We start from the raw sequence: 21368 nt of genomic DNA, 5'->3' as shown, positions 1-21368 counted from the left end.
GACAGATGTTCCAGCAGCGTGTCGATGGGGTCACAGGTCCGAAAACTGCAATTCACCTGCGAATAACTCCGATTGGCCACGCAAGAAGAATCGCGCTATAGTCCACGGAAAGACCCGTTGGAGAAACCACTACCGTGAGCATTAAGATAAAGAAGCGCAAGCCGGACCTATGAGCGAACTGCTTTCCACGGTTTATCTTGTCCGTCACGGGGAAACCGCCTGGAGCCTCACAGGCCAGCATACCGGCTTGACCGACTTGCCCCTGACAGAGCGCGGGAGGGCTAATGCCGCGCGGCTCGGGGCGAGATTGAGAGCGCTGAAACTGGCAAAGGTGCTTGTCAGCCCGCTGCAGCGTGCCCTTCAGACCTGCGAACTCGCCGGATTGCAACCAGAGGCGCAAATCGAGCCGGACCTTGTCGAATGGAATTACGGTAGATATGAAGGGCGCACCACGGCCGAGATTCGCGCTCTACAGCCAGATTGGCAACTCTTCCGCGATGGCTGTCCCGAGGGTGAATCCCCGGCTCAAATCGGGGCGCGCGCAGACCGGGTTGTGACCCTTTTGCGCCGGCTGCCCGGCGACTGTTTGGTGTTTTCGAGCAGGCACTTTCTCGCAGTGCTGGCGGCGCGCTGGCTCGAAATGGCTCCGGCTAACGGACGATTCTTCCCATTGAGCACGGCGAGTCTGAGCGTCTTGGGCTATAACCACAGCCCGACGGAACCGGTGATCGAGTTGTGGAACGACGACCATCACCTCGAGAATTAACTGCGCGCTATGCCTCTCTCACCACTTGCAGGCAAACCGGCTCCCAAGGAATTGCTGGTGGATTTAAGGCGGCTGGAACGCGATTACTATGAACGCAAGCCGGCGATGCAGGACCCCAACCAGCGGGTAAGCTTCGGCACCAGCGGCCATCGCGGCTCCTCATTGAATGGAACCTTTACCGAATCCCATATCCTGGCGATTGCCCAGGCCATCTGCGATTACCGGCGCAGACACGGCATTACCGGGCCACTCTTTATGGGCAAAGATACTCATGCGCTCTCGAGCCCCGCCCAACGCACGGCGCTGGAGGTTTTGGCGGGAAATGCCGTAGAAACTTTCATCCAGCCAGGCGACGGAGTCACTCCTACACCCGTTATTTCCAGGGCAATCGTTGTCCACAATCGTGGGCGCAAAAGCGGGCTTGCCGATGGGATTGTCATTACCCCTTCGCATAATCCGCCTGAAGACGGGGGTTTCAAATACAATCCCCCCAACGGCGGCCCCGCCGAAAGCGACGTGACCCGGTGGGTTCAGGAGCGGGCCAACGATTTGCTGCGAAAGGCCAATGACCAGGTGATTCGCATCCCTTTCACCAAGGCAATCAAAGAGGCAACGACGCATGAGGAGGATTTCATTCTGCCTTACGTTCGGGACCTGCGGAATGTGGTGGATATGGAAGCGATCCGCGCTGCCGGCCTGAAGCTTGGAGTGGACCCCCTGGGCGGGGCGGCCTTGCCCTATTGGGAGCCCATCAACTCGGTCTATAACCTGGAAATCCAGGTCGTCAATCCGAAGCTTGACCCGACTTTCTCTTTTATGACGGTGGACCACGATGGCAAAATCCGCATGGATTGCTCGAGCCCTTACGCGATGGCCCGATTGGTCGCTCTCAAAGACGAATACCGGGTCGCTTTTGCTAATGATCCGGATTCCGACCGCCATGGCATTGTCACGCCTGCGGCGGGGCTGATGAATCCGAACCATTTCCTTGCGGTGGCAATCGGGTACCTGTTGTCCGAACGCCCGGATTGGTCGGCCAAAGCGTCAGTGGGCAAAACGGTCGTCACCAGCAGCCTGATCGACCGGGTCACGAAGAGGCTCGGCCATGCAGTCTGCGAAGTGCCGGTGGGTTTCAAATGGTTTGCGCCGGGGCTCTTCGATGGCTCGCTCTGCTTCGGGGGCGAGGAAAGCGCCGGGGCAAGCTTCCTGCGGCGCGACGGCACGGTTTGGACCACCGATAAAGACGGCCCGATTATGGACTTGCTCGCTGCGGAAATCACTGCTCGCACCGGCAAGGACCCCGGTGAGCATTTCCAGCAACTAACGGCGGAGGTCGGATACCCATACTACACGCGCATTGATGCGGCCGCTACGCCTGAACAAAAGGCGCGGCTGGAAAGGCTTTCCCCGGAAGCGGTCCGGGAATCTGAATTGTCAGGAGAGCCGATTCTTGCAAAGCTGACTCGCGCTCCGGGCAATAACGCGCCAATCGGCGGTTTAAAGGTCATGACGGCCAACGGCTGGTTCGCGGCGCGGCCCTCCGGCACGGAAAATATCTACAAGATTTATGCGGAGAGTTTTCGAGACCAGAATCATCTCGAAAGCATCGTCATCCAAGCGAAGGAAATCGTAAATAATGCTTTGGGCGGGGGCGGGACTGATGCAAAAGTAACGGAGGCGTTCTCGCCAGGCGAGACGCCCGCCTAGCCTGGCCCGCAGGCGAGGATGCCTGCGCCACTTTTGCCATAGGGACATGAACAAGAACTTTTGAGCGAAAATGCAAATGAAACCAACCTTTAAGCCACTCACGCAGCGCCCCGCGTGGAAGGCGCTTGCGGCTCACCACAAGAGCCTGCGCAAGCTCCATCTCAGAGAGCTGTTTGCCAAAGACCCAAAACGCGGGCAGCGAATGACCCTCGATGCTGCCGGCCTGTTTCTGGATTACTCAAAAAACCGGGTCACAGACCAAACGCTTAAGCTCCTGGTCCAGCTTGCAAAGCAGTCGGGGCTGAAAGAGCGAACGGAAGCCATGTTCCATGGCGAGAAGATCAACGTCACAGAAAAACGCGCCGTGCTGCACGTTGCTTTGCGCGCGCCAAAGAACGCCATCATCCTGGTGGACGGCAAGAACGTCGTGCCCGAGGTCCACGAGGTTCTGGATAAAATGACCGCCTTTTCGGAACGCATTCGCAGCGGCGAATGGGAAGGCCATACCGGCAAGCCTATCAGAAATATCATCAACATCGGCATCGGCGGCTCCGACCTCGGCCCGGTGATGGCTTACAAGGCGCTTAAGCATTACAGCGAACGGAACCTGACGTTCCGTTTCGTCTCGAACGTCGATGGCATTGATTTTTTTGAAGCGACACGCGACCTCGATCCGGCAGAGACAATGTTTATCGTGTCGTCAAAGACCTTCACGACGCTCGAAACGATGACCAACGCCCAAACCGCCCGCGACTGGTTGCTCAACGGCCTTGGCGGCGACCGCTCCGCAGTGGCCAGGCATTTCGTGGCCGTTTCCACCAATGCTGAAAAGGTTTCGGCATTTGGCATCGACACGGCCAACATGTTCGGCTTTTGGGACTGGGTCGGTGGCCGTTACTCGATGGACTCAGCCATCGGGCTTTCGACCATGCTGGCTATTGGCCCGGAGAACTTTCGCCTGATGCTTAAGGGATTTCATGAGATGGACGAGCATTTCCGCACCGCGCCCTTTGAGAAGAACCTGCCCGTGCTCCTGGGCCTGTTGGTCGTGTGGTACATGGATTTTTTCGACGCCCAGACCATCGCGGTGCTGCCTTACGAGCAGTACTTGAAGCGGTTTCCGGCTTACCTGCAGCAGTTGACCATGGAGAGCAATGGCAAGCACGTGACGCTGGAAGGCAAACAGGTCACTTACGATACTAGCCCGATTTTCTGGGGCGAACCAGGGACCAACGGGCAGCATTCCTTTTATCAGTTGATTCACCAGGGCACACGGCTCATCCCCTGTGACTTCATTGCCTTTGGGCAGGCCCTGACCCCGTTGGGCCGGCACCATGATATGCTGCTGGCAAACGTGTTTGCTCAAACCGAGGCGCTGGCTTTTGGCAAGACAGCACAAGAAGTCAAAGCCGAGGGAACACCGGACTGGCTGGCGCCGCATCGGGTGTTCGAGGGCAACCGTCCCTCGAACACCATTCTGGCTGAGCGGCTGACGCCGGAAGTGCTGGGCAAACTCATCGCTCTGTACGAGCACAGCGTCTTCACCCAGGGCGTGGTCTGGAACATCAATTCGTTCGATCAATGGGGTGTGGAACTGGGCAAAGCGCTGGCCCAGCGCATTATCCCCGAACTGGAAAGCGCGGCGGAGTCAAAACTGGACCATGATAGCTCAACCAAGAACCTAATCCGTCTTTACAGGAAAATGAAATCCGCATCATGAAAAACCAATCGACAATGCAACTTGGAATGGTAGGACTTGGGCGCATGGGGGCCAATATGGTTCGGCGCCTGATTCGAGGCGGCCACCAGTGCGTGGCCTATGACCGCGCGGCACAGGCGGTAAACGATTTGGCGAAGGAAGGAGCCGCAGGCGCTGGTTCGCCCGCTGACCTGGTGAAGAAGCTCGCTAAACCGCGCGCGGTGTGGCTCATGGTTCCTGCGGGAGTGGTGGATGGAACAATTGCCGAATTCGTGCCGCTTCTGGAACAGGGAGATATCCTCATCGACGGAGGCAATTCGTATTATGTGGATGATATTCGCCGGGCGAAGGACCTGGTCTCCAAGGGCATTCATTATGTGGATGTCGGCACGAGCGGCGGGGTTTGGGGCCTGGACCGGGGCTACTGCATGATGATCGGCGGCGAACAGGAAGTGGTTCAACACTTGGACCCCATCTTCGCCACACTCGCCCCTGGGCGCGGCCAAATTCCCCACACTCCGGGCCGGGAAAAACTCGGCGGCACCGCCGAACAAGGATACCTGCATTGCGGTCCGAACGGCGCGGGCCATTTCGTCAAGATGGTCCACAACGGGATTGAGTACGGAATCATGGCCGCGTACGCGGAGGGCCTGGGGGTTTTAAAATCCGCCGATATCGGCGAAAAGCAGAGCCAGGCTGATGCCGAAACAACGCCTTTGCGCAATCCCGATCACTACCGCTACGAGTTCAACATTCCGGACGTGGCCGAAGTCTGGCGGCGCGGGAGCGTCATTGCCTCCTGGCTGCTGGACCTGACAGCCACCGCTTTGACCGCCGACCCGAAGCTGGCGCGATTTGCTGGCCGGGTCTCCGATTCCGGCGAAGGCCGCTGGACCATCAAAGCCGCGATTGATGAAGGAGTGCCGGTCCCGGTTTTAACGACGGCGCTCTACGAGCGGTTCGCCTCGCGCGGCGAAGCCGATTACCAGGACAAACTGCTTTCAGCAATGCGCTTTGGCTTTGGCGGCCATCTGGAAAAACCCGTGGCGAAGGTGCAATGAACGGCAACTCGACTCATTCGGACACCCTGGTTTTTTTCGGGGCCACAGGCGACCTGGCTCACAAGAAGATTTTCCCGGCGCTTCAGGCGATGGTCAAGCGGGGCACCCTCAACGTGCCGGTTATCGGCGTGGCCAAGGCAGGCTGGAACCTGGACCAACTCAAAGCGCGGGCGAAGGACAGCGTCGAGAACCACGGAGGGTTGGACCCGGCGGCTTTCAAAAAATTATGCGAGCTATTGCGCTACGTCGATGGCGACTACAACGACAGCGCCGTTTTCCAAGCCCTTCGCCGCGAACTCGGTGAGGCCAAGCGGCCCGCCTACTACCTGGCCATCCCGCCATCGGCCTTCGCCACCGTCATCGAGCAACTCTCCCGAACGGGTATCACCGCCAATGGCCGCGTCATCATAGAAAAGCCCTTTGGACGCGACCTCGCCTCGGCGCGCGCTCTGAATCGCATCCTGCTGCAAACTTTTGACGAGAAGGCGATTTTTCGCATCGACCATTATCTGGGCAAACAGCCGGTGCACAGCATGTTGTTTTTTCGCTTTGCCAATATCGTCTTCGAGCCCTTCTGGAACCGGGCCTATGTCGAGAATGTTCAGATCACCATGGCCGAGAACTTCGGGGTGCAGGGCCGGGGCGCATTCTACGAGCAGGTGGGCACGGTGCGCGACGTGGTGCAGAACCATCTGTTCCAGGTGCTGACCAACCTGGCCATGGAACCGCCCATCCGCACCGACAGCGAATCGATTCGTGACGAAAAGGTGAAGGTCCTCAAGGCCGTGGCCCCGCTGGATGCCAAGAGCCTGGTGCGAGGGCAATTCAAAGGCTACAGAAATGAGCCGGGCGTGGCGCCTGATTCCAAGGTAGAGACTTTTGCGGCCCTCAAATTGCACATTGATTCCTGGCGTTGGCGCGGGGTCCCTTTCTATATCCGCTCGGGCAAATGCCTGGCTGTGACCTGCACCGAAATCCTGGTCCGTTTACGCCTCCCCCCCACGATGTATAAACAGTACAATCTGGAGTCAAATTACGTGCGGTTGCGAATCAGCCCCGACATCGTGCTGGCGTTTGGGTTGAATGTGACCTCGCCGGTCGATGAAACCAAGAGTGTGCTCTCGGAATTGCTGGCGAGCCGCCATCCGTTTGCCAAGGAAATGGATGCCTACGAACGGGTGCTTAGCGACGCCATGTGCGGAGATGCCACCCTGTTCGCCCGTGAAGATTATGTCGAAGAGGCCTGGCGCATTGTGGACCCGGCCCTCAAGGCCGGCACTCCGCTCTATGAATATGAACCGGGGACCTGGGGACCGGCTGAAGTGGACCGTGTCACGCCTCTGGACGGGTGGCGCAATCCGGTGGTCACTGAATAGGGACTGCGGTTAGGTGCGGATTGGGCGAGGGCGCTTGCGCCAAAGACTTTGTCAATGGTCCTGATCCGCGTTGAACAGTCCCGACCCGTCGGAAGAGCGGACACGAGCGCGTTGGAGCTGGAGATAGACGAGTTGGTGTATGCCCTCTACAGCCTGATGCCGGAGGAAATCAAAATCGTGGAGGGCGCAACAGAATGAAAACGCTTAAAGATTGCTTTGGCCATTCCGTGCGGCTAACGGATGAACGGTTGGCGCACATCCTGGGGCATCCTGAAATGAAGGAAACTGGAACCGAGATTCAGCGGGTGTTGCTTCAACCGCAATTGGTGCGCCGCTCGCGGTCGGATGAAGCGGTGCGGTTGTTTTACGAGTTTTACGCCCAGACAATTGTGGGTGGCAAATAGCTGTGCGTTGTGGTTACGTATGGGGAGAACGATGCGTTTGTGGTCACGGCTTACCTGACGGATAAACCGAAAGCCGGAGAAGATTTATGGCCGAAAAAATAAAAGTCTGGTTCGATGCCGAAGCCGATTACCTTGAAGTGAGGTTCTCGAAGGCTGCCGGCTACGAAAAGGAAACCCGCCACGATGCCGTAATGGAGCGCGTTGATGCCAAAGGCAACGTTATCGGCTTCAGCATTTTCGGCGTGAGTCGCTTCAAGAAGGACAAGCCCTTGGAGGCCGACCTTGCCCCAGCCTGAGTTTTCCAGTGCCGCCGCCGCGAGGATTTTGCGAAGCATCTCGCCGCTGTGCCAGATGTGCCGCCGTTCCCGGGCGATGAACACTGAACCGAAGCACACGATCTGCGGGACTTGCGAGCAACGCAAAAATGGCGAATCACTCCCTCGCTAAAGCGCCCTACTGGAAAAACTTATGCGCATAGGAATTGCCGCCGATCACGGCGGGTTTGAATTAAAGGAAAAACTGGCGGCCCAACTGCGCGAGGCGCGCCATGAGATCACCGATTTCGGGGCAACGCAACTCAATGCAGCCGACGATTACCCTGACTTTGTTATTCCCCTCGCCCGCGCGGTGGCTGAGGGCAAAGTCGAGCGCGGCGTGGCCGTTTGCGGCAGCGGGGTTGGGGCCTCAGTTTGCGCCAATAAGATCAAAGGGGTCCGCTCGGGTCTTATCGAGGACCATTTTTCCGCCAGGCAGGGCGTTGAAGACGATCACATGAATGTTCTTTGTTTAGGAGGCCGGACCATCGGCCCCGCTGTGGCATGGGACCTTGTCCAGACCTTTCTGGCGGCCAAGTTCAGTCAAGCAGACCGTCATCTGCGCCGGCTGCGCAAAGTAGCCGCGCTCGAGCAGCAAGAGGCCCGCTGAGGCTGATGTAAATACTGCCAGGAAGAGACGCGTTCGAGTCACTTCCCGCCAGGGACCGGCCTTGGTTTACGCGCGCTGATTTCCAGGCTGGTGATATAATCGCCGGGCTTGGCGCCTGGGGGCAGGTGAGCGATAATCTTTTGGTAGAGCGGGTCTTGCCCATCCACCATGCCGTCGATGTAGCTGGACTTGGGATTCAAAACGATGTCGCTCAACCCAGCGTCTTTGGCCATACCCTCCGTTTCGGAAATCAGGACTGCGCCGGCCACGCAGCCCACGAGCGCCTCGACCATCCCGGCGATGACGGCAGGCAACGGTTTGACCAGCGCGAGGTCTGAAACGGCCACCCGCCCACCGGGCTTGAGAACGCGCGAAATCTCACGCCAGACTTGCCCCTTGTCAGGCGACAGATTAATGACGCAGTTCGATATAATAGCATCCACGCTGGCGTCAGCCAGAGGGAGATGTTCAATTTCTCCAAGCCGGAACTCGACATTGTCGAGGCCGGTTGCACGGCGATATGAATCGATGTTCTGGCGAGCCTTGGCCAGCATTTCGGCTGTCATATCGACCCCTATCACACGACCCGTGGGACCCACCTTTTTGCCCGCAATAAACACATCGAAGCCGCCCCCGCTGCCCAGGTCCAGAACCACCTCGCCGGGTTTCAGTGAGGCCAGGGCGTTTGGGTTCCCACAAGAGAGCCCCATATTGGCGCCCTCCGGCAGGGCGGCCAATTCTTCGGCGGAGTAGCCGATATGCCGGGCAAGCTTTTCGGAATCCACGGCGGCGGTCCCGCAAGAACTTGGTTTGGGGCCGCAGCAACCCCCTCCGCTTGACCGCCGCGCATTGCGCCCAGCGGCTATATCAGAGTAACCTGCGCGGACCTTCCGGTGAACCAGCTCAGCATCTTGGGTCGGTTTCATTGGTTTGTTTTATCGTTCAATGTGTGTTGTGCAGTGAGTTGGGCGACGTGCCGGCAAACGCATAACGCCTGCTCTGGTCCTCGGAGTCCAAAGCCCTGATCATCGTCATGGTCATGAAATTCTCGCGTCAGCATAACCTTATTTCGCCATCTAACGAAATATAGATCAGAACCAATTTAGTGTCAAGCTGGCATAAAATGTTGAAATTCTCGAGACATCTGGAGCAGGGTGGAGTATTGCTATTAAAACATTCTTTTTGACATAGTAAACAACCTTGTTGTATAGAAAAGACTGCATGAAAATGGCAGAGCCGGCGCGCCTTCGGGAGCTGAGCCCCCGTGGCCGAATGATTCAGCAATGAGAGCCTCACCCCAACCGGTGGAAATGAGATCGCTTTGCGCCGGGAAAGAAGCCAACGGGATGTCCGCGCCAAGCCCGCATGGGGGTCATTTGTCGCTCGAAAATGTGCATGGCAGCATCGACGTGCCCAATCATGAAGCCGGCTTTTGGCAGCAATGGCGCGCTTTTGTCGGGCCGGCGATACTGGTCAGCGTCGGTTACATGGACCCTGGCAACTGGGGCACCGACTTGGCCGGGGGCGCGCAGTTCAAATACGGGCTGCTCTGGGTGGTAGGGCTGGCCAGCTTGATGGCCATTTTCATGCAGGTGATTGCCTCCCGTTTGGGAGTGGTCACGGGAAAGGACCTGGCGCAATGCTGCCGGGATTGGTATCCGGGCTGGACCCGCTGGCCCAATTGGCTGTTCTGCGAAGTGGCCATTGGCGCCTGTGACCTGGCGGAGGTGCTCGGCAGCGCCGTGGCGCTCAACCTCATGTTCCATATCCCACTGCTTTGGGCGGTCATTATTACGGGGCTGGATGTTCTGCTGCTCCTGGCCCTGCAACGCTTCGGGATGCGAACCATCGAAGGCATCGTGCTGCTGCTGGTTCTGACCATCGGCGTTTGCTATTTTATCGAGGTTTTTGTCCTGCCCCAGACCCAGCCGAATTTTTTGGAAATGGGGCGGGCCATGGTCACGCCGGGTCTTCGCCAGGCCGGGATGATTTACGTGGCGATTGGCATTATCGGCGCGACGGTGATGCCCCATAATCTCTACCTGCATTCGGCCCTGGTGCAGAGTCGCAGATTACAGAAAGACGAAGCCTCGATTCGCACTGGTATCCGGTTCAACACGATTGATTCGGTTACCGCCTTAACCATCGCGTTCTTTGTCAACGCCGCCATTATGGTCCTGGCGGCCATGGTCTTTTACGGAAAAACCCACCTGGTGGTGGCGGGCGGCCAGACAGTTTCCTTTAGCCCCGAGAGCGACTGGATTCGCATCGCCTATCTCACGCTGGCGCCGCTGCTAGGCACATCGATGGCTAGCGCGCTGTTTGTCGTGGCTCTGCTGGCCAGCGGCCAAAGCAGCACGATCACCGGCACGCTCGCGGGCCAGGTGGTGATGGAAGGCTTTATGCACTGGCGCCTGCAACCGTGGTTGCGCCGGCTCATCACCCGGGCCCTTGCCATCATCCCGGCGGTTCTTATCATCGGGCTTCGCGGCGATAGCAGCGTCAATGATCTCCTGACTCTCAGCCAGGTCGTGCTGGCGCTCCAGCTCCCCTTTGCCATGTTCCCGCTGCTGCATTTCACCTCCTCCCGCAAGCGCCTGGGCAAATGGAAGCTCGGTTGGTTTCTCTTGCTCGCCGGCTGGGGCAGCGCCCTGTTGATCACCGCGATGGACATCTGCGGACTGCCCGACTCGCTAAAGTCGGCGTGGCATGTGATCCTTGGCCGATAAGCAACGCAATAAAAGTATATCCTCCGCGTTCGATGTTGAATGTTCGACATTGGACGTTCGATGTTCCGCCAGGCGCCGAACATCGAACCTCGAACGTCCAACTTCGAGCTGCAATGCAACTGTAACGCACTGCAATCCTAGCCCACGCAGGGCTCATGACAAAGCAGCGCGGGCGTACGCTGCCCAACGGGCGAGATGCCCGTTTAACTCGCCGGCGCTACTTTCCATCCTCCCTTTCCTGGCGAAATGAGGCGAGCCGTGCTTTGCGGACATAGCGTTTGAAAGCATTCAATTGACGCGGGTGTTCCCGCCAGAAGCCGACAAGCTGCGAAAGGACTGTGAGGGTCTCCGGGCGGAGATGGTGTTCGATATCCTCGACCTCGCGGTCCACCGTTTGGGAATCCAGGCCGACGATTTCCAGGAAATCCGTCAGGATATTGTGCCGGGCTTTCACGTGCTGGGCCACTTGGCGCCCGCTTGGGGTCAGAGTAAAGCCGCGGTAGCGTTCGTAATTGACATAGCCACGCCGAGCCAGCCGGCGCACCATGTTCGAGACCGCCGAGGTGCTCAAGTGGAGTGAGGCGGCCAGGTCGGCTACCCGGGCATAGCCCTTCCCCTCGATCAGCTCCTGAATCCGCTCCAAATGGTCTTCTGTCGATTCGGAGCGGTTCAACGCCGCGCTCTTTGGCTTTCGAGTTGTTGTTTTCACAGCGGGGGAATCATTAGCAAATGTCCATCGCCATGGCGAGCATTTCACTCGCGCTGCCAAGGGGTCTGGGGGGCGCATCTGCAAATATGCCGGGAGGAGCCTTCGCCGGATAGGTTTATGGCCCATACGATCGAGAACAAAACCAGGCTCCTTCAGTGGAGCAAAACGAGCAGGGGAGGAAGTGTGTCAAAACTCCCAGTGCAGTCTGGCGCCCAGAATGGAGACCGGGCCACGGTCGCGATTGAATGCGGGGTTGCTGACGAATTGGTAATCGAGTGTGGCGTGAACGCTGCTCCAGAGTTGAAAGTCGTAGTAAGTTTCGATGACTTTTTCCCATCCGTAATTCAGCGCCCCGTCGCCGGCAAGGATGCCCGTGCCGCCCGCTTCGAAGAATTGCTGGTGGACCCGGGAAATCCCACTGAGCACCCCGGCCAACCCGACGGTATCGCTAGGGCGTCGCCAGAATTCGCCTTTGATGCTCAGGCCCAGACTCGCGGTGCGGTCCACGTCGGAAAAGACCCAGGCCTCGTTGCGGCCATCGCTCCAGCCGAGGCGCGTAAAGACTCCCACATTCTTGAGGACCTCCTGCTCCGCGTTCAGCCCAAACCCGTATTTCTGCCGATACGCCCCTGTCGCCGCGATATTCGCCGGGAGCCCAGTGCGGGCGGCGTTATCCACCGCCTCCTGGTAGCTGCCCATGTGGGCCTGATTGAGAAAAGCAAGGAAACGGACGGCGCCCGGGCGTTCGTGGAGGACAAAGCGGCGCTCGAACTCCGCCACCATACCCCAGGCATCCAAATAATGCATGTCCTGGGCCGTGCCATTGGAGACCTTGGGCATTTGGAAGAAGCCATAGCGCAGCGCCCACTTGGGCTGGTTCAACTCGACGGCGAAGCCGGTTTCATAACCGAGGCTGTCCGCCGGATAATCCCAGGCCTCGTTAGCCATCAGCCCCCAGTTCATGAACTGAGTGCGCGGGTCGTTGGCGTAGGTATTATTATCGAAGATATCTTTGGCGCTCATCTTCCCCAGGGTGAGGGTCACCCGTGACACATCCTGCTTGCCCGCCAGATGGAGCGGGTCATCCTGGATGGTCTCCTGCTCGCCACCCAGGCCAAGGGTCTGGCGGATGAAGGCCCGCGCGAAGGTCACATTGGGGACCTTGGTTCCCAAACGGAAGGCCTCGCCGTTGGGAAAGGCCTCTATCCCGAGAGTTTTGCTCAAGCCGAATCCTTGCCACATCAGCCCATCGACGTGCGCCTCGGCCCCTTGCCACAACCGGGCGCCTGCAAACAAATCCAGAGAGACCGTTTCCCTGATCTCCCCCTTGCTGTCCAGGCTGTTCGGCCCGGAGTATTTGGCGGGGAAGGCAGGGTCACCCTGGATAATGTCCGTGTTCTGGAAATGCCAGTTCCAGAACTGCTCCGGCGTTTGCTCCGGAGTCTTAACCGCAGGGTCCCAGAGCGGCCCGGGAGTGGCCGGCCCCGCAGCGGACGCATATTCCGCCGCATTGGTTGTTGCGAGCAAAGTCGCTGCGCTACAGGCGAGCGCGACCACCGTGGCCCCGGAGGCAAACTTACCGTTCGATTTCATTTGGAGCGCTGCCCACTCTGGCGGCTGTAGCGTTTATCATCCTGCCGCCGGACCGCGGGCAACAGGAACTTGTCTTCTGAATTTCATTAAGTGCCTTAATCAATAAGCCCTTGAGAGTATTGTGTCAAAACATATGTATTATCAACAAAACATTCGCTTGACCCGGCGGAACCGCACGCGAGGTTTTTTCAGGCAACGTCCGCCTCTTTTGAGAATAGTTGAAGAACGCGAGGCCCAGATAACAAACCTTGCTTTCAATGAGCTTGGGGCCTATCATTTCGTTGTATGGCGAATTACAATAGATGAACAGGCGTGATTTCATGGCCATCACCAAGGCGCTGGCGGACGAAAACCGCGTCCGGGTGCTCCTGGCGTTGCGGGGTGGTGAGTTGTGCGTCTGCCAGATTACCGAGCTATTCGGCCTGGCTGCATCCACGATTTCCAAGCACCTGTCCATTCTCTATCAAGCCGGCCTGGTGGATTCACGCAAGGATGGCCGGTGGATATACTATTCCCTGCCCGCCAAAGGGGCTTCGCGGCCTGCCCGCGAAGCGATTGGCCTGGTGGCCAGGTCTCTGGAAAAGGACTCGCTCACCGTCGAAGACGCGGCGCGTCTCAAGAAGATTTTAGCCATGGACCCCGTTGCGCTCTGCAAACGCCAAGGCCGAAGCTAAACGTCTTGTTTCTGTCATGAACGATTCCTCCGTCGCTGTGATGGATAGGCCGGTTCCGGCAAAGAAGCGCCTCGCTTTCTTTGAGCGTTACCTTACCGTTTGGGTGTTGGTCTGCATGATCATCGGGGTGGCCCTCGGCAAGCTCTTTCCTGACCTCACGGCAACCCTCAGCAGAATGGAATTCGGACGAAGCTCGCAGGTGAACGTCCCCATTGGCATCCTGCTCTGGTTGATGATTTACCCAATGATGCTCAAGGTGGATTTCGGTGCGATAGGCGGCGTCGCTCGCAGGCCGAAGGGCCTTCTGGTCACACTCTTTGTGAATTGGCTCATAAAACCGTTCAGCATGGCGCTGCTGGCCTGGCTCTTCATGCAGCACCTGTTTGCGCCGTGGATTGACCCGAAAACCGCAAGGGATTACACCGCCGGGCTTATCATCCTGGCTGCCGCGCCCTGCACAGCCATGGTTTTCGTCTGGTCTTACCTCACGGACGGCGACCCGGCTTACACGTTGGTCCAGGTTGCGGTAAATGACCTCATCATGCTCGTGGCCTTCGCGCCAATCGTGATGTTCCTGTGCGGCGTTGCCAACGTGGTCGTTCCTGCGAAAGTCCTCATCACCTCGGTGGTGGTCTTCATCGTCATCCCTCTGACGGCCGGTTGGCTCACGCGCACCGCACTGCTTAAGTCCCACGAAAAACAATGGTTCGAGCAAAACTTTCTGCCCAAGTTTCACCCGGTGATGATCGGCGCCCTCCTGCTCACACTGGTGCTTATCTTCGCCTTTCAGTCTGCCAACCTCACCCAGCGCCGGATTGCCGTCCTGCTCATCGCGGTCCCTATCATTATCCAAGTCTATTTCAACTCGGGTTTGGCTTATTTTCTGATGCGCATCCTGCGCGTGGAGCATAACGTCGCTTCGCCGGGTGCTCTGATTGGCGCGAGCAACTTCTTCGAATTAGCCGTCGCGGTGGCAATCACCCTGTTCGGCGCAAATTCAGGCGCCGCACTGGCAACCGTAGTCGGTGTGCTCGTGGAAGTCCCCGTGATGCTTTCAGTTTGCGGCTTCTGCAATCGAACGGGTCATTGGTTTGTTGAATCGAAACCGGAGACTTCATCGATTCCAATCGAGTATTCGCCATGAGGGTAACGCCTGAGACCTGCTACTGCTGCCGGGCCGTGGCTCAGTTTGAGCCAGGTAAATGGCATTCTCAACCGCCTCTCGGGTTTGACACGCGCGTTGTATCCGCGAAAGACATGGCCTTTTCTTGTCATCGGAAGCGCCAAAGGGTTGTGAATAACCGGTGAGCAACTCGTCCATCCGTACTTCCGGGGAGGGGTCAGCATTTGATACCCCTCTCCTGCCAAACTGGGGCCATGAAAATTCAATTCAAACGATTCACACGGCCTCAACTGCTCAAACGCATCGGACGCGACTTGCTGGTCCGTTTCTTCGACCAGTTCGCGGCTCATATAAAGCAGAGCCATATCGAGATGCCAGGGCCGCATGTTGGCGACGAGGAATATTTTGGGGAGTTGGCGCGGCTGCTCGCATTGCCGGAGGCTCTTCCGGACACGCTAACCGAGGCGCTGTTTGCGATTGATGACCTCTCGACGTCCGAAGGCCAGGAACAGCTCGAAATGGCGATCGCTCAAGGCGGACTGGCGCTTGCGCCCCACCCCGACGGGTCGCGCGAGGAATTGGCCTTGCAGGTCTGGCTGGCCGATCCCGTTTTGCTGGCCCGCACTCATAACCAGCAACAATTGCGGCGTTTAACGGCTTTCGAGCACTTCAGCGCCAAGCCCGGAGAACGGCGAGACTTTACGCCGCCCGGCCAGGGCGCCCTGGAGGTTCTTTCAGCCGAATTAGACCCTTGGTTTGCGCAACATCTTCGTGGGCGCAACACGACCCATGTGGAACTCTATCCTTTGAACGGTGATTACTGGTTTGTGGTCCGTCACGGCGATGCGTTTACTCGCGCGCTCACGGTCGAACAACAGCACACTGAAGTCCTTCATTACCGCCCCGAACGCGACGACGTAATTGCCTATTGCCCTGGCCGGGCCGAACTGCGCATTAATGCCCGCACGCGCGGGGAGAGAGAACTCTACCGCAGGAAGTTCGGTCTGTGGCTGCTCGGGTGCGAGGATTCCTTTGGCTGCCGCTCGACCTACACGTTGGAACCGCTGCGCAATGAAGGCCCTGATGCTCTCGATGCGGCCGGCCTGGACGGCATCGAGCGCATCGTTCTGCGGGAGATCGAGATCGACTGGGGCGGCGGCTTCGCTCGCCGAACCATTCGCATGGCAAACGACCTGTTTGGCTCCGCCGCAGCGGCCAATCCGCCCGAAGAGGCCATCCCCAAAGATGGCAGGTTGGCGCGCGCCGCTTTCGAGATTCTTTTCCGCGACTGCCGCAAACCGCGTGCGGTGCAAATCCGGCTGCCGAATCATCTCAAGGTGGGACGCCATTGTGACGCACAGCGGGTTGAACTGTGGCTCACTCGCCGCGGATTCAGGGTGGAAAATAATGGTTATTTATGAAATCGCCCTGGCTTGTCCTTGAATCCATTCACAACCTCAGCGCCGTCACCGCCGAGTGGCGAACCCAGTTAGGAGCCCATTTTGCGGCGTTCCGCAATGGCTTCCTGGTCCGCGCCGCTCAGGCCGCCACCTCGTATCCTTGTCCGAGGCAATGCGGTTGCGCGCACGAGATCGTCCACCATAACTCGATCGAGATCGTTGCGGTGTGCCGATGCGAATCCTGGAATTGCGACGATTTGCGCCTGGCGCCGCAGGACACCGCGTTATGGACTTTAAGCTGGCCGCGTCTGGGGAGCGCCTTGTGCAAGGCGCTCGGGCTGCACAGCCGAAAAGCCGGGTTCACGCTCGAAAACACCCGGCAAATTGGCGCCTGGTCCGAAGCGGCCATCCCGGTGATTCTCACCGTGCAGAGCGAGCCGAGTGGATTACGCCCTGTTATCAGCGAGTTGGCCGCGCGCTTGCGGCAGCCATTCATCCTCCTGGCGCCCACCGCCCGGCATTTGGACGCAACCGGCAAGGAACTGCTGGCCCATGCCGGCGCAGGCTTTTTCGACCTCGAATCCCATATTACATTTCAGTCCACAATGGGTTCGACAGCCCTTGTGAGCGAGCCGGATGATGCTGCTGAAGAAATGGCCACGGGAATTTTGCGCGCCATCAGATCGCCCGCTGATTTATTTGGCCGGTTCACACCGCAACCCGCCGAACCTGTTGAAGAGGATGTGGCGCGGCGCGCTTTTGCCTTGGTTCAGCAGCTCGATTCGGATGAGTCCATCCAGGCACCGACTGTCCTGACGGTTTTCCGCCTCTATTGCATGGAAGACAAAAGCATCAGTCAGATCGCCCAAAAATTCCGCTGCTCGAAGGCCACCGTGTTCAGGCGGCTTGAACTGATTCGCGCCAAAACCGGCATGGACCCGCGGGACCTCAGGAAATACTCGGCGCACCTGGAGCACATCGAAGAGGACATCGCCGATTCGCGCGCCGCGCACATCCATCGAAAGAACCTCATTGAAGAGAGGGATGAGGGAGAATTAAGGTGATATTGGAGCGTGGCGAGGATGGTTATTTCGTTGCCACTGCCCCTCCCTCAAGAGCTGCTGGTCCCAGGGAAGGTCGCGCGAGGAGGCCTTGCGAAACATCCGAGAAGCGGTTGAGCTCTATCTTGAACCGGCGGGATGGCGGTTCCAGTTCCGCTTCGCGGTTCACGCCATTTGGTCCCGCGTGCCTGAGCTCACCTCGTTCGACATAAAGCATGAGCGCTCAGAACGAAAGATCTTGCATCGCGTGTGGCGAGCCGATCCTGGAAAGAGCGAAGAAATGTCCTCACTGCCGCAGTTGGCAATACCGGATGTACACCGCCTGGTTTCATCCGGCCACTTGGATTGCGCTCATCGTTGTAATCGGTGCAATGTTCCCCATCCCCATGGGTTCGATTCTCTACGACTTGCCGCGTAAACCGAGTTCGGCATTTCGCCCCTCAGAGTCCTTTTCCATTGTCGAGTCGAAGGTTCATTACGGCATCGAGAAGGATATTCCTAACGTTTCCTGCATCGGCACAATTCGCAACAACACCGATACCGCGTGGGAGGATCTCCACTTTCAGGTGAGGTTCTTCAACTTGGCAGGCCAGCTCATAGATACGCTTTCCGACAGCGACTATTCCCTTGTTGTGCAGCCGCACTCTGAAGGGGCATTTCGAGTCCGAGGTTTGGCTGACAAGTCTGCCGACCAGTATGCCACGCACAAAGTGGAAGTGACGTGGGCAAAAGACGCGCGTGGCGCGTGGTAGTTAGAGGGAGGCGGGGCGCTCCCCCTCGTACTTTTTCATTCATTTTTGGCCAACCTTAGCGCATGGTAGCGCTGATGACGGCAGATGCCGAACCCATAGACGAGAAGTGCCCGGAACGAACCGCCGATATTGAAGCAGAGGCGGAAGCGCGGCCACCCTGGCGCAAGATCGCGCTGCTGGCGCTCATTGTTGGAGTTTTGCTGGCTATCGTGTACCTATCGCCGCTGCGGGACCAATTAAAGCACTTGCGGGAAATCAGCCTCTATATACGAGGCTTGGGATTCTGGGCGCCGCTGGCACTCACGGGGGGCATTGCCGCGCTGGTAGCGGTGGGGTTTCCGCGTTTGTTGTTTTGCGTCATCGCAGGCATGGCGCTGGGGTTTTGGCAGGGGCTGCTCTGGGCGCAGTTTGGCACGCTGCTGGGCAACTATGGTGTCTTCCTGACGGCCCGTTCCAAAGGAGGCGATTGGGCCCGGCGCTATCTTTCCAAACGCGGACGGCTCCATCACCTGATCCAGCAAGAAGGCATCCTGGGTGTTATCCTGGCGCGCCAATTGCCCGTGCCCGGACTGCTGGTCAACATGACCTGCGGGCTGGTGCACATCCGCCACCGCCACTTTATTATTGGGACAATCGTTGGTCAGTTGCCTGAAGCGGTGCCTTGCACCTTGATTGGCGCGGGGGCAATTGCCGCGTCATTTGGCAAAAGCGCCGGAGCCATCAGTCTTGCCGTGGCGATTGCGGTGGCGCTTTGGGTCGCGCTGCGGTGGTTCTTCAGAAAAAGGGTAAGGGATGAAACTTGTACTCAGCCCCAAAAGTAATTGGGCCGCCACAAACGGGATTCATAAGAATCGGCGCGCTCCACTCCAGGCGCGAGGCCTCATTTCAATTTCGGCGGCCTTTCTGTGCGCGCTCTTGCTGAACGTCGCGGCCCGAACCTGCAATGCTCAGGCGGTTGGAACCCAACCCACTGACCAGCCGCATCCGAACCGGCAACAACAGCCCTCACCGGCCCGGGCCGAGGTCGATGTCATCCTTTGGTTCGATACTGAGGACTACCTGTTGCCGGCTGACGATGATGCTTGCAAGCGACTGGCCGGCCTGCTGTCCCAACGGGGCATCCGGGCGACGTTTAAAGTCGTTGGGGAGAAGGCGCGGGTGCTGGAACGGCGGGGGCGGCAGGACGTGATCCGCGCGCTCAAACGGCATGACATTGCGTACCACGCAAATTTCCATTCTGTTCATCCAACGCCCTCGGAGTATCTGGCGGAGTGCGGGCTCCTGGACGGCATGGCTGAGTTTATCCGGCGCGAGGGAGGCGGAGCGGCGGATGTGCGAAGGGTCTTCTCGGTCCCGACGCTTGCATGTTACGGGCAGCCGGGTTCATCGTGGGCGCCCCAGGCGATCGCCGCATTGAAGAGCATCGGTGTGAGCCCGCATGGCACTCCCTGCTATGTCGATGAAGGCGAGCATGTCGGGCTCAATGAACAGCCCTTTTGGTACGCTGGCGCATTAAACGTCTATCACATGGGCCAAAACTGCACGCGAATGGATTTGCACGACCCCAATGCTTTGGAACCGGCAGAGCGCAAGGTGACAGCCATTGCCGATCGATTGCGGGAACAGGGCGGGGGCCTCATCAGCATCTATTATCACCCCTGCGAGTGGGTGCACCAGGAGTTCTGGGATGGCGTGAATTTCCGACGCGGGGCCAACCCGCCCCGGGAGCAATGGCGGCCTCCGCCTCAAAGGCCCGCAGCGGAAACGGAAGCGGCCTTTGACCGGTTTTCGCAGTACATTGATTACATCAGGGCCATACCTGGGCTGCGATTTATCACGGCCAGCCAACTGCCTGGCCTCTATCCGGATGTCGTCCGCTCGGAAGGCGCGCCGGAGGCTGACGTAGCCGAATTAGCCCGCCGCCTTGCCAAAGAGAACGGCAGGGGCATTGATTTCCAGGTCATCGGCAGCCGGGCTTATTCTTTGGCCGACCAATTCGAGTTGCTTTCGCGCGCTGCGGGCAAACTGCTATCTGGCCAACCGCCGGCCTTTCCGTTGGTTGCCTCGGGCCTGCTGGGCCCGGACAGCCCGCCGCCCGTTTCTGAAAAGGACCACCTGGATTGGTTTGCTTTCCGCGATGCAGCGCGCGATGTCTTCGATTTCATTCAAACCCAGCAACGCGTCCCCGCGCGCGTTTTCATCGGAGCTGACCCGGTCGCACCGGCTGATTTTTTGATTGCATTGGCTGACCTTTACGATTTCCACAACCGGACTGGCCGGCTGCCGGTGCAGGAGGGCGTAAGGCTTGGAAGAAACCTGGAAGTCCTGCCTGCCCGGCATATTGCCAAGGACTCGCCGGAGGTTTTTGGCGGTTGGGTGATTCACAAAGAAGGGTTTCGCGCGCCGAAAATTCTGGAAATGGGGCGGCTGCAGGCCTGGACGCTCAAACCAGCCATTAGGAGCCACTTTTAAAACCCGCCTCCGGAAGGCGCATCCTTGCTAATCGGTGCGCAGGACCTTCGCCCCTTTTGTCCTCGTGACATACCCTGGCGGGTTTTGTCTAATCAGCAGTGAACGTCACTGTGAGCGAGCCACAGGCATTACCCGCTTCTGCGGAGACATCGCCAGCCAGACTGGCGTCCTCTGAATTTGCCGACCTCTACAACGAGTATAGCCGCGCCATTTATTACCTGGCCCTCCGGTTGCTGAGCGACCCGCAAAAGGCCGAAGATGCCACCCATGACGTCTTTCTCAAGGCCTTCCGAAAGATGAGCCAGTTCCGAGAGGAATCCTCCTGGCGCACCTGGTTGTACCGGATTGCCATCAATCATTGCCGCAACCTGCTGCAGGCCTGGAACGAGCGGCACATGATGTCCAACGCCGATGATGCCATTTGGGAAACCACTCCCGCAAAAGCCGATTCCCCGCTGCGCGTGCTTGAAACAAAGGAACTAGGCCAGCGCATCCAGAAGGCATTGGATGGTCTGCCGGCGGAATACCGGCTGTTGCTCCTGCTGGTGGCCGACCAGGAATTGAGCTATGAGCAAGTCGCAGCCCTTACGGAGCAATCTGCCGACGCCGTCCGCGGCAAGCTCCACCGCGCGCGCAAGGCCTTTGCCGTCCTGTTTCAAAAAACGGCCTAGATTTATATGAAGCCTCAACACAGACTTTCCTCACAACAAAAAGCCGAAGAGCAGGAGGCGGCTGCCAATCAGCAGCAAAGCCAATCGCAACCGGCTCTCGAATTCGCCAGCGCCGAAGAGATGCTCCGGCACGACGCGCTCCATACCCCCGTGCCACCCGTCATCGCGCAGCGTTTAGAACAATCCCTTCGTCAGATACCTCCGCCGACGCCACGGTCCTGGTGGCGCCGCTGGTTTGGCGGTTAGA

General features: G+C 58.5%; 22 protein-coding genes and 1 pseudogene. 20 read left to right on the top strand and 3 right to left on the bottom strand.

Features of this window, described 5'->3' with window-relative positions; all coding sequences use genetic code 11:
* The first annotated feature begins 169 nt into the window (after positions 1–169).
* The 9 genes from VG146_06305 to VG146_06265 all read left to right on the top strand — a co-directional run bounded on the left by VG146_06305 (position 170) and on the right by VG146_06265 (position 7937).
* Positions 170–766, top strand: a complete 597-nt coding sequence (locus VG146_06305) for a histidine phosphatase family protein (protein ID HEV2391959.1) — start codon at positions 170–172, stop codon at positions 764–766.
* Positions 767–775: 9 nt separating this feature from the next.
* The gene (pgm, locus tag VG146_06300; GenBank protein ID HEV2391958.1) at positions 776–2473 is read left to right on the top strand and encodes a phosphoglucomutase (alpha-D-glucose-1,6-bisphosphate-dependent); all 1698 of its coding nucleotides are present in this window, start codon (positions 776–778) and stop codon (positions 2471–2473) included.
* A gap of 70 nt (positions 2474–2543) precedes the next feature.
* A complete protein-coding gene (gene pgi / locus VG146_06295) occupies positions 2544–4193 on the top strand; it encodes a glucose-6-phosphate isomerase (GenBank protein HEV2391957.1) in 1650 nt (549 codons plus the stop codon).
* Between the two features lie 14 nt (positions 4194–4207).
* Positions 4208–5233 (top strand): decarboxylating 6-phosphogluconate dehydrogenase, encoded by a 1026-nt coding sequence (gene gnd / locus VG146_06290; GenBank protein HEV2391956.1) that lies wholly within the window; start codon positions 4208–4210, stop codon positions 5231–5233.
* On the top strand, positions 5230–6609 hold the full coding sequence (gene zwf / locus VG146_06285; protein HEV2391955.1) for a glucose-6-phosphate dehydrogenase: 1380 nt from the start codon (positions 5230–5232) through the stop codon (positions 6607–6609). The genes gnd and zwf overlap by 4 nt, the downstream gene beginning before the upstream one ends.
* 54 nt (positions 6610–6663) lie before the next feature.
* A complete protein-coding gene (locus VG146_06280) occupies positions 6664–6807 on the top strand; it encodes a hypothetical protein (protein ID HEV2391954.1) in 144 nt (47 codons plus the stop codon).
* On the top strand, positions 6804–7013 hold the full coding sequence (locus VG146_06275; protein ID HEV2391953.1) for a hypothetical protein: 210 nt from the start codon (positions 6804–6806) through the stop codon (positions 7011–7013). The genes VG146_06280 and VG146_06275 overlap by 4 nt, the downstream gene beginning before the upstream one ends.
* 86 nt (positions 7014–7099) lie before the next feature.
* The gene (locus VG146_06270) at positions 7100–7309 is read left to right on the top strand and encodes a DUF2283 domain-containing protein (GenBank protein ID HEV2391952.1); all 210 of its coding nucleotides are present in this window, start codon (positions 7100–7102) and stop codon (positions 7307–7309) included.
* Positions 7310–7481: 172 nt separating this feature from the next.
* Positions 7482–7937 carry an RpiB/LacA/LacB family sugar-phosphate isomerase gene (locus VG146_06265; protein ID HEV2391951.1) on the top strand — a complete coding sequence of 152 codons (456 nt, stop codon included), beginning with the start codon at positions 7482–7484 and terminating at the stop codon, positions 7935–7937.
* 38 nt (positions 7938–7975) lie between these two features.
* On the opposite strand, the gene arsM is transcribed toward VG146_06265, so the two are convergent.
* Entirely contained in the window at positions 7976–8863 is an 888-nt protein-coding gene (gene arsM / locus VG146_06260) for an arsenite methyltransferase (protein HEV2391950.1), read from the bottom strand.
* Positions 8864–9247: 384 nt separating this feature from the next.
* On the opposite strand from arsM, the gene VG146_06255 reads away from it, so the two are divergent.
* A complete protein-coding gene (locus tag VG146_06255; GenBank protein ID HEV2391949.1) occupies positions 9248–10666 on the top strand; it encodes an Nramp family divalent metal transporter in 1419 nt (472 codons plus the stop codon).
* A 217-nt stretch (positions 10667–10883) separates the two neighbouring features.
* Here VG146_06255 and mntR read toward each other — a convergent pair whose 3' ends face one another.
* On the bottom strand, positions 10884–11375 hold the full coding sequence (mntR, locus tag VG146_06250) for a transcriptional regulator MntR (GenBank protein HEV2391948.1): 492 nt from the start codon (positions 11373–11375) through the stop codon (positions 10884–10886).
* A 186-nt stretch (positions 11376–11561) separates the two neighbouring features.
* Positions 11562–12968, bottom strand: coding sequence for a carbohydrate porin (locus VG146_06245; GenBank protein ID HEV2391947.1), 1407 nt, complete (start codon positions 12966–12968; stop codon positions 11562–11564).
* A gap of 302 nt (positions 12969–13270) precedes the next feature.
* Between VG146_06245 and VG146_06240 the strand changes: the two genes are divergently transcribed.
* The 10 genes and pseudogenes from VG146_06240 (at position 13271) to VG146_06195 (ending at position 21367) form a co-directional block, all read left to right on the top strand.
* Positions 13271–13642 carry a metalloregulator ArsR/SmtB family transcription factor gene (locus tag VG146_06240; protein HEV2391946.1) on the top strand — a complete coding sequence of 124 codons (372 nt, stop codon included), beginning with the start codon at positions 13271–13273 and terminating at the stop codon, positions 13640–13642.
* Positions 13643–13658: 16 nt separating this feature from the next.
* Positions 13659–14786: an ACR3 family arsenite efflux transporter gene (arsB, locus tag VG146_06235; GenBank protein HEV2391945.1), complete on the top strand. Its 1128-nt coding sequence runs from the start codon at positions 13659–13661 to the stop codon at positions 14784–14786.
* Between the two features lie 233 nt (positions 14787–15019).
* Positions 15020–16186 (top strand): hypothetical protein, encoded by a 1167-nt coding sequence (locus VG146_06230; GenBank protein HEV2391944.1) that lies wholly within the window; start codon positions 15020–15022, stop codon positions 16184–16186.
* Positions 16183–17229: a hypothetical protein gene (locus VG146_06225; protein HEV2391943.1), complete on the top strand. Its 1047-nt coding sequence runs from the start codon at positions 16183–16185 to the stop codon at positions 17227–17229. Before VG146_06230 ends, VG146_06225 begins: the two co-directional genes overlap by 4 nt.
* Positions 17220–17359, top strand: a pseudogene (locus VG146_06220) (type II toxin-antitoxin system HicB family antitoxin). The gene VG146_06225 and the pseudogene VG146_06220 overlap by 10 nt, the downstream one beginning before the upstream one ends.
* Before the next feature lie 82 nt (positions 17360–17441).
* Positions 17442–17978, top strand: coding sequence for a hypothetical protein (locus VG146_06215; GenBank protein ID HEV2391942.1), 537 nt, complete (start codon positions 17442–17444; stop codon positions 17976–17978).
* 62 nt (positions 17979–18040) lie between these two features.
* Positions 18041–18799, top strand: coding sequence for a VTT domain-containing protein (locus VG146_06210; GenBank protein HEV2391941.1), 759 nt, complete (start codon positions 18041–18043; stop codon positions 18797–18799).
* Positions 18771–20450, top strand: coding sequence for a hypothetical protein (locus tag VG146_06205; GenBank protein HEV2391940.1), 1680 nt, complete (start codon positions 18771–18773; stop codon positions 20448–20450). Before VG146_06210 ends, VG146_06205 begins: the two co-directional genes overlap by 29 nt.
* Positions 20451–20560: 110 nt before the next feature.
* Positions 20561–21121 carry an RNA polymerase sigma factor gene (locus VG146_06200; GenBank protein HEV2391939.1) on the top strand — a complete coding sequence of 187 codons (561 nt, stop codon included), beginning with the start codon at positions 20561–20563 and terminating at the stop codon, positions 21119–21121.
* A 6-nt stretch (positions 21122–21127) separates the two neighbouring features.
* Entirely contained in the window at positions 21128–21367 is a 240-nt protein-coding gene (locus tag VG146_06195) for a hypothetical protein (protein HEV2391938.1), read from the top strand.
* Position 21368: the final 1 nt, after the last annotated feature.

Source organism: Verrucomicrobiia bacterium (assembly GCA_035946615.1).
In the GTDB taxonomy this organism is placed as follows: domain Bacteria; phylum Verrucomicrobiota; class Verrucomicrobiia; order Limisphaerales; family UBA8199; genus DASYZB01.
The sequence above is the reverse complement of the archived record's forward strand: the minus strand, read 5'-3'. Positions and strand labels throughout refer to the sequence as shown.

Bases quoted from the DNA above. Each gene is read 5' to 3' on its own strand.
- VG146_06305 (HEV2391959.1), top strand. From the start codon at position 170: ATGAGCGAACTGCTTTCCACGGTTTATCTTGTCCGTCACGGGGAAACC.
- VG146_06265 (HEV2391951.1), top strand. From the start codon at position 7,482: ATGCGCATAGGAATTGCCGCCGATCACGGCGGGTTTGAATTAAAGGAA.
- VG146_06240 (HEV2391946.1), top strand. From the start codon at position 13,271: ATGAACAGGCGTGATTTCATGGCCATCACCAAGGCGCTGGCGGACGAA.
- VG146_06205 (HEV2391940.1), top strand. From the start codon at position 18,771: ATGAAACTTGTACTCAGCCCCAAAAGTAATTGGGCCGCCACAAACGGG.
- VG146_06245 (HEV2391947.1), bottom strand. From the start codon at position 12,968: ATGAAATCGAACGGTAAGTTTGCCTCCGGGGCCACGGTGGTCGCGCTC.
- VG146_06210 (HEV2391941.1), top strand. From the start codon at position 18,041: ATGGTAGCGCTGATGACGGCAGATGCCGAACCCATAGACGAGAAGTGC.
- pgm (HEV2391958.1), top strand. From the start codon at position 776: ATGCCTCTCTCACCACTTGCAGGCAAACCGGCTCCCAAGGAATTGCTG.
- VG146_06215 (HEV2391942.1), top strand. From the start codon at position 17,442: ATGAGCGCTCAGAACGAAAGATCTTGCATCGCGTGTGGCGAGCCGATC.
- arsM (HEV2391950.1), bottom strand. From the start codon at position 8,863: ATGAAACCGACCCAAGATGCTGAGCTGGTTCACCGGAAGGTCCGCGCA.
- VG146_06225 (HEV2391943.1), top strand. From the start codon at position 16,183: ATGAAATCGCCCTGGCTTGTCCTTGAATCCATTCACAACCTCAGCGCC.
- VG146_06230 (HEV2391944.1), top strand. From the start codon at position 15,020: ATGAAAATTCAATTCAAACGATTCACACGGCCTCAACTGCTCAAACGC.
- arsB (HEV2391945.1), top strand. From the start codon at position 13,659: ATGAACGATTCCTCCGTCGCTGTGATGGATAGGCCGGTTCCGGCAAAG.
- pgi (HEV2391957.1), top strand. From the start codon at position 2,544: ATGCAAATGAAACCAACCTTTAAGCCACTCACGCAGCGCCCCGCGTGG.
- VG146_06275 (HEV2391953.1), top strand. From the start codon at position 6,804: ATGAAAACGCTTAAAGATTGCTTTGGCCATTCCGTGCGGCTAACGGAT.
- VG146_06270 (HEV2391952.1), top strand. From the start codon at position 7,100: ATGGCCGAAAAAATAAAAGTCTGGTTCGATGCCGAAGCCGATTACCTT.
- gnd (HEV2391956.1), top strand. From the start codon at position 4,208: ATGCAACTTGGAATGGTAGGACTTGGGCGCATGGGGGCCAATATGGTT.
- zwf (HEV2391955.1), top strand. From the start codon at position 5,230: ATGAACGGCAACTCGACTCATTCGGACACCCTGGTTTTTTTCGGGGCC.
- VG146_06280 (HEV2391954.1), top strand. From the start codon at position 6,664: ATGGTCCTGATCCGCGTTGAACAGTCCCGACCCGTCGGAAGAGCGGAC.
- VG146_06255 (HEV2391949.1), top strand. From the start codon at position 9,248: ATGAGATCGCTTTGCGCCGGGAAAGAAGCCAACGGGATGTCCGCGCCA.
- VG146_06195 (HEV2391938.1), top strand. From the start codon at position 21,128: ATGAAGCCTCAACACAGACTTTCCTCACAACAAAAAGCCGAAGAGCAG.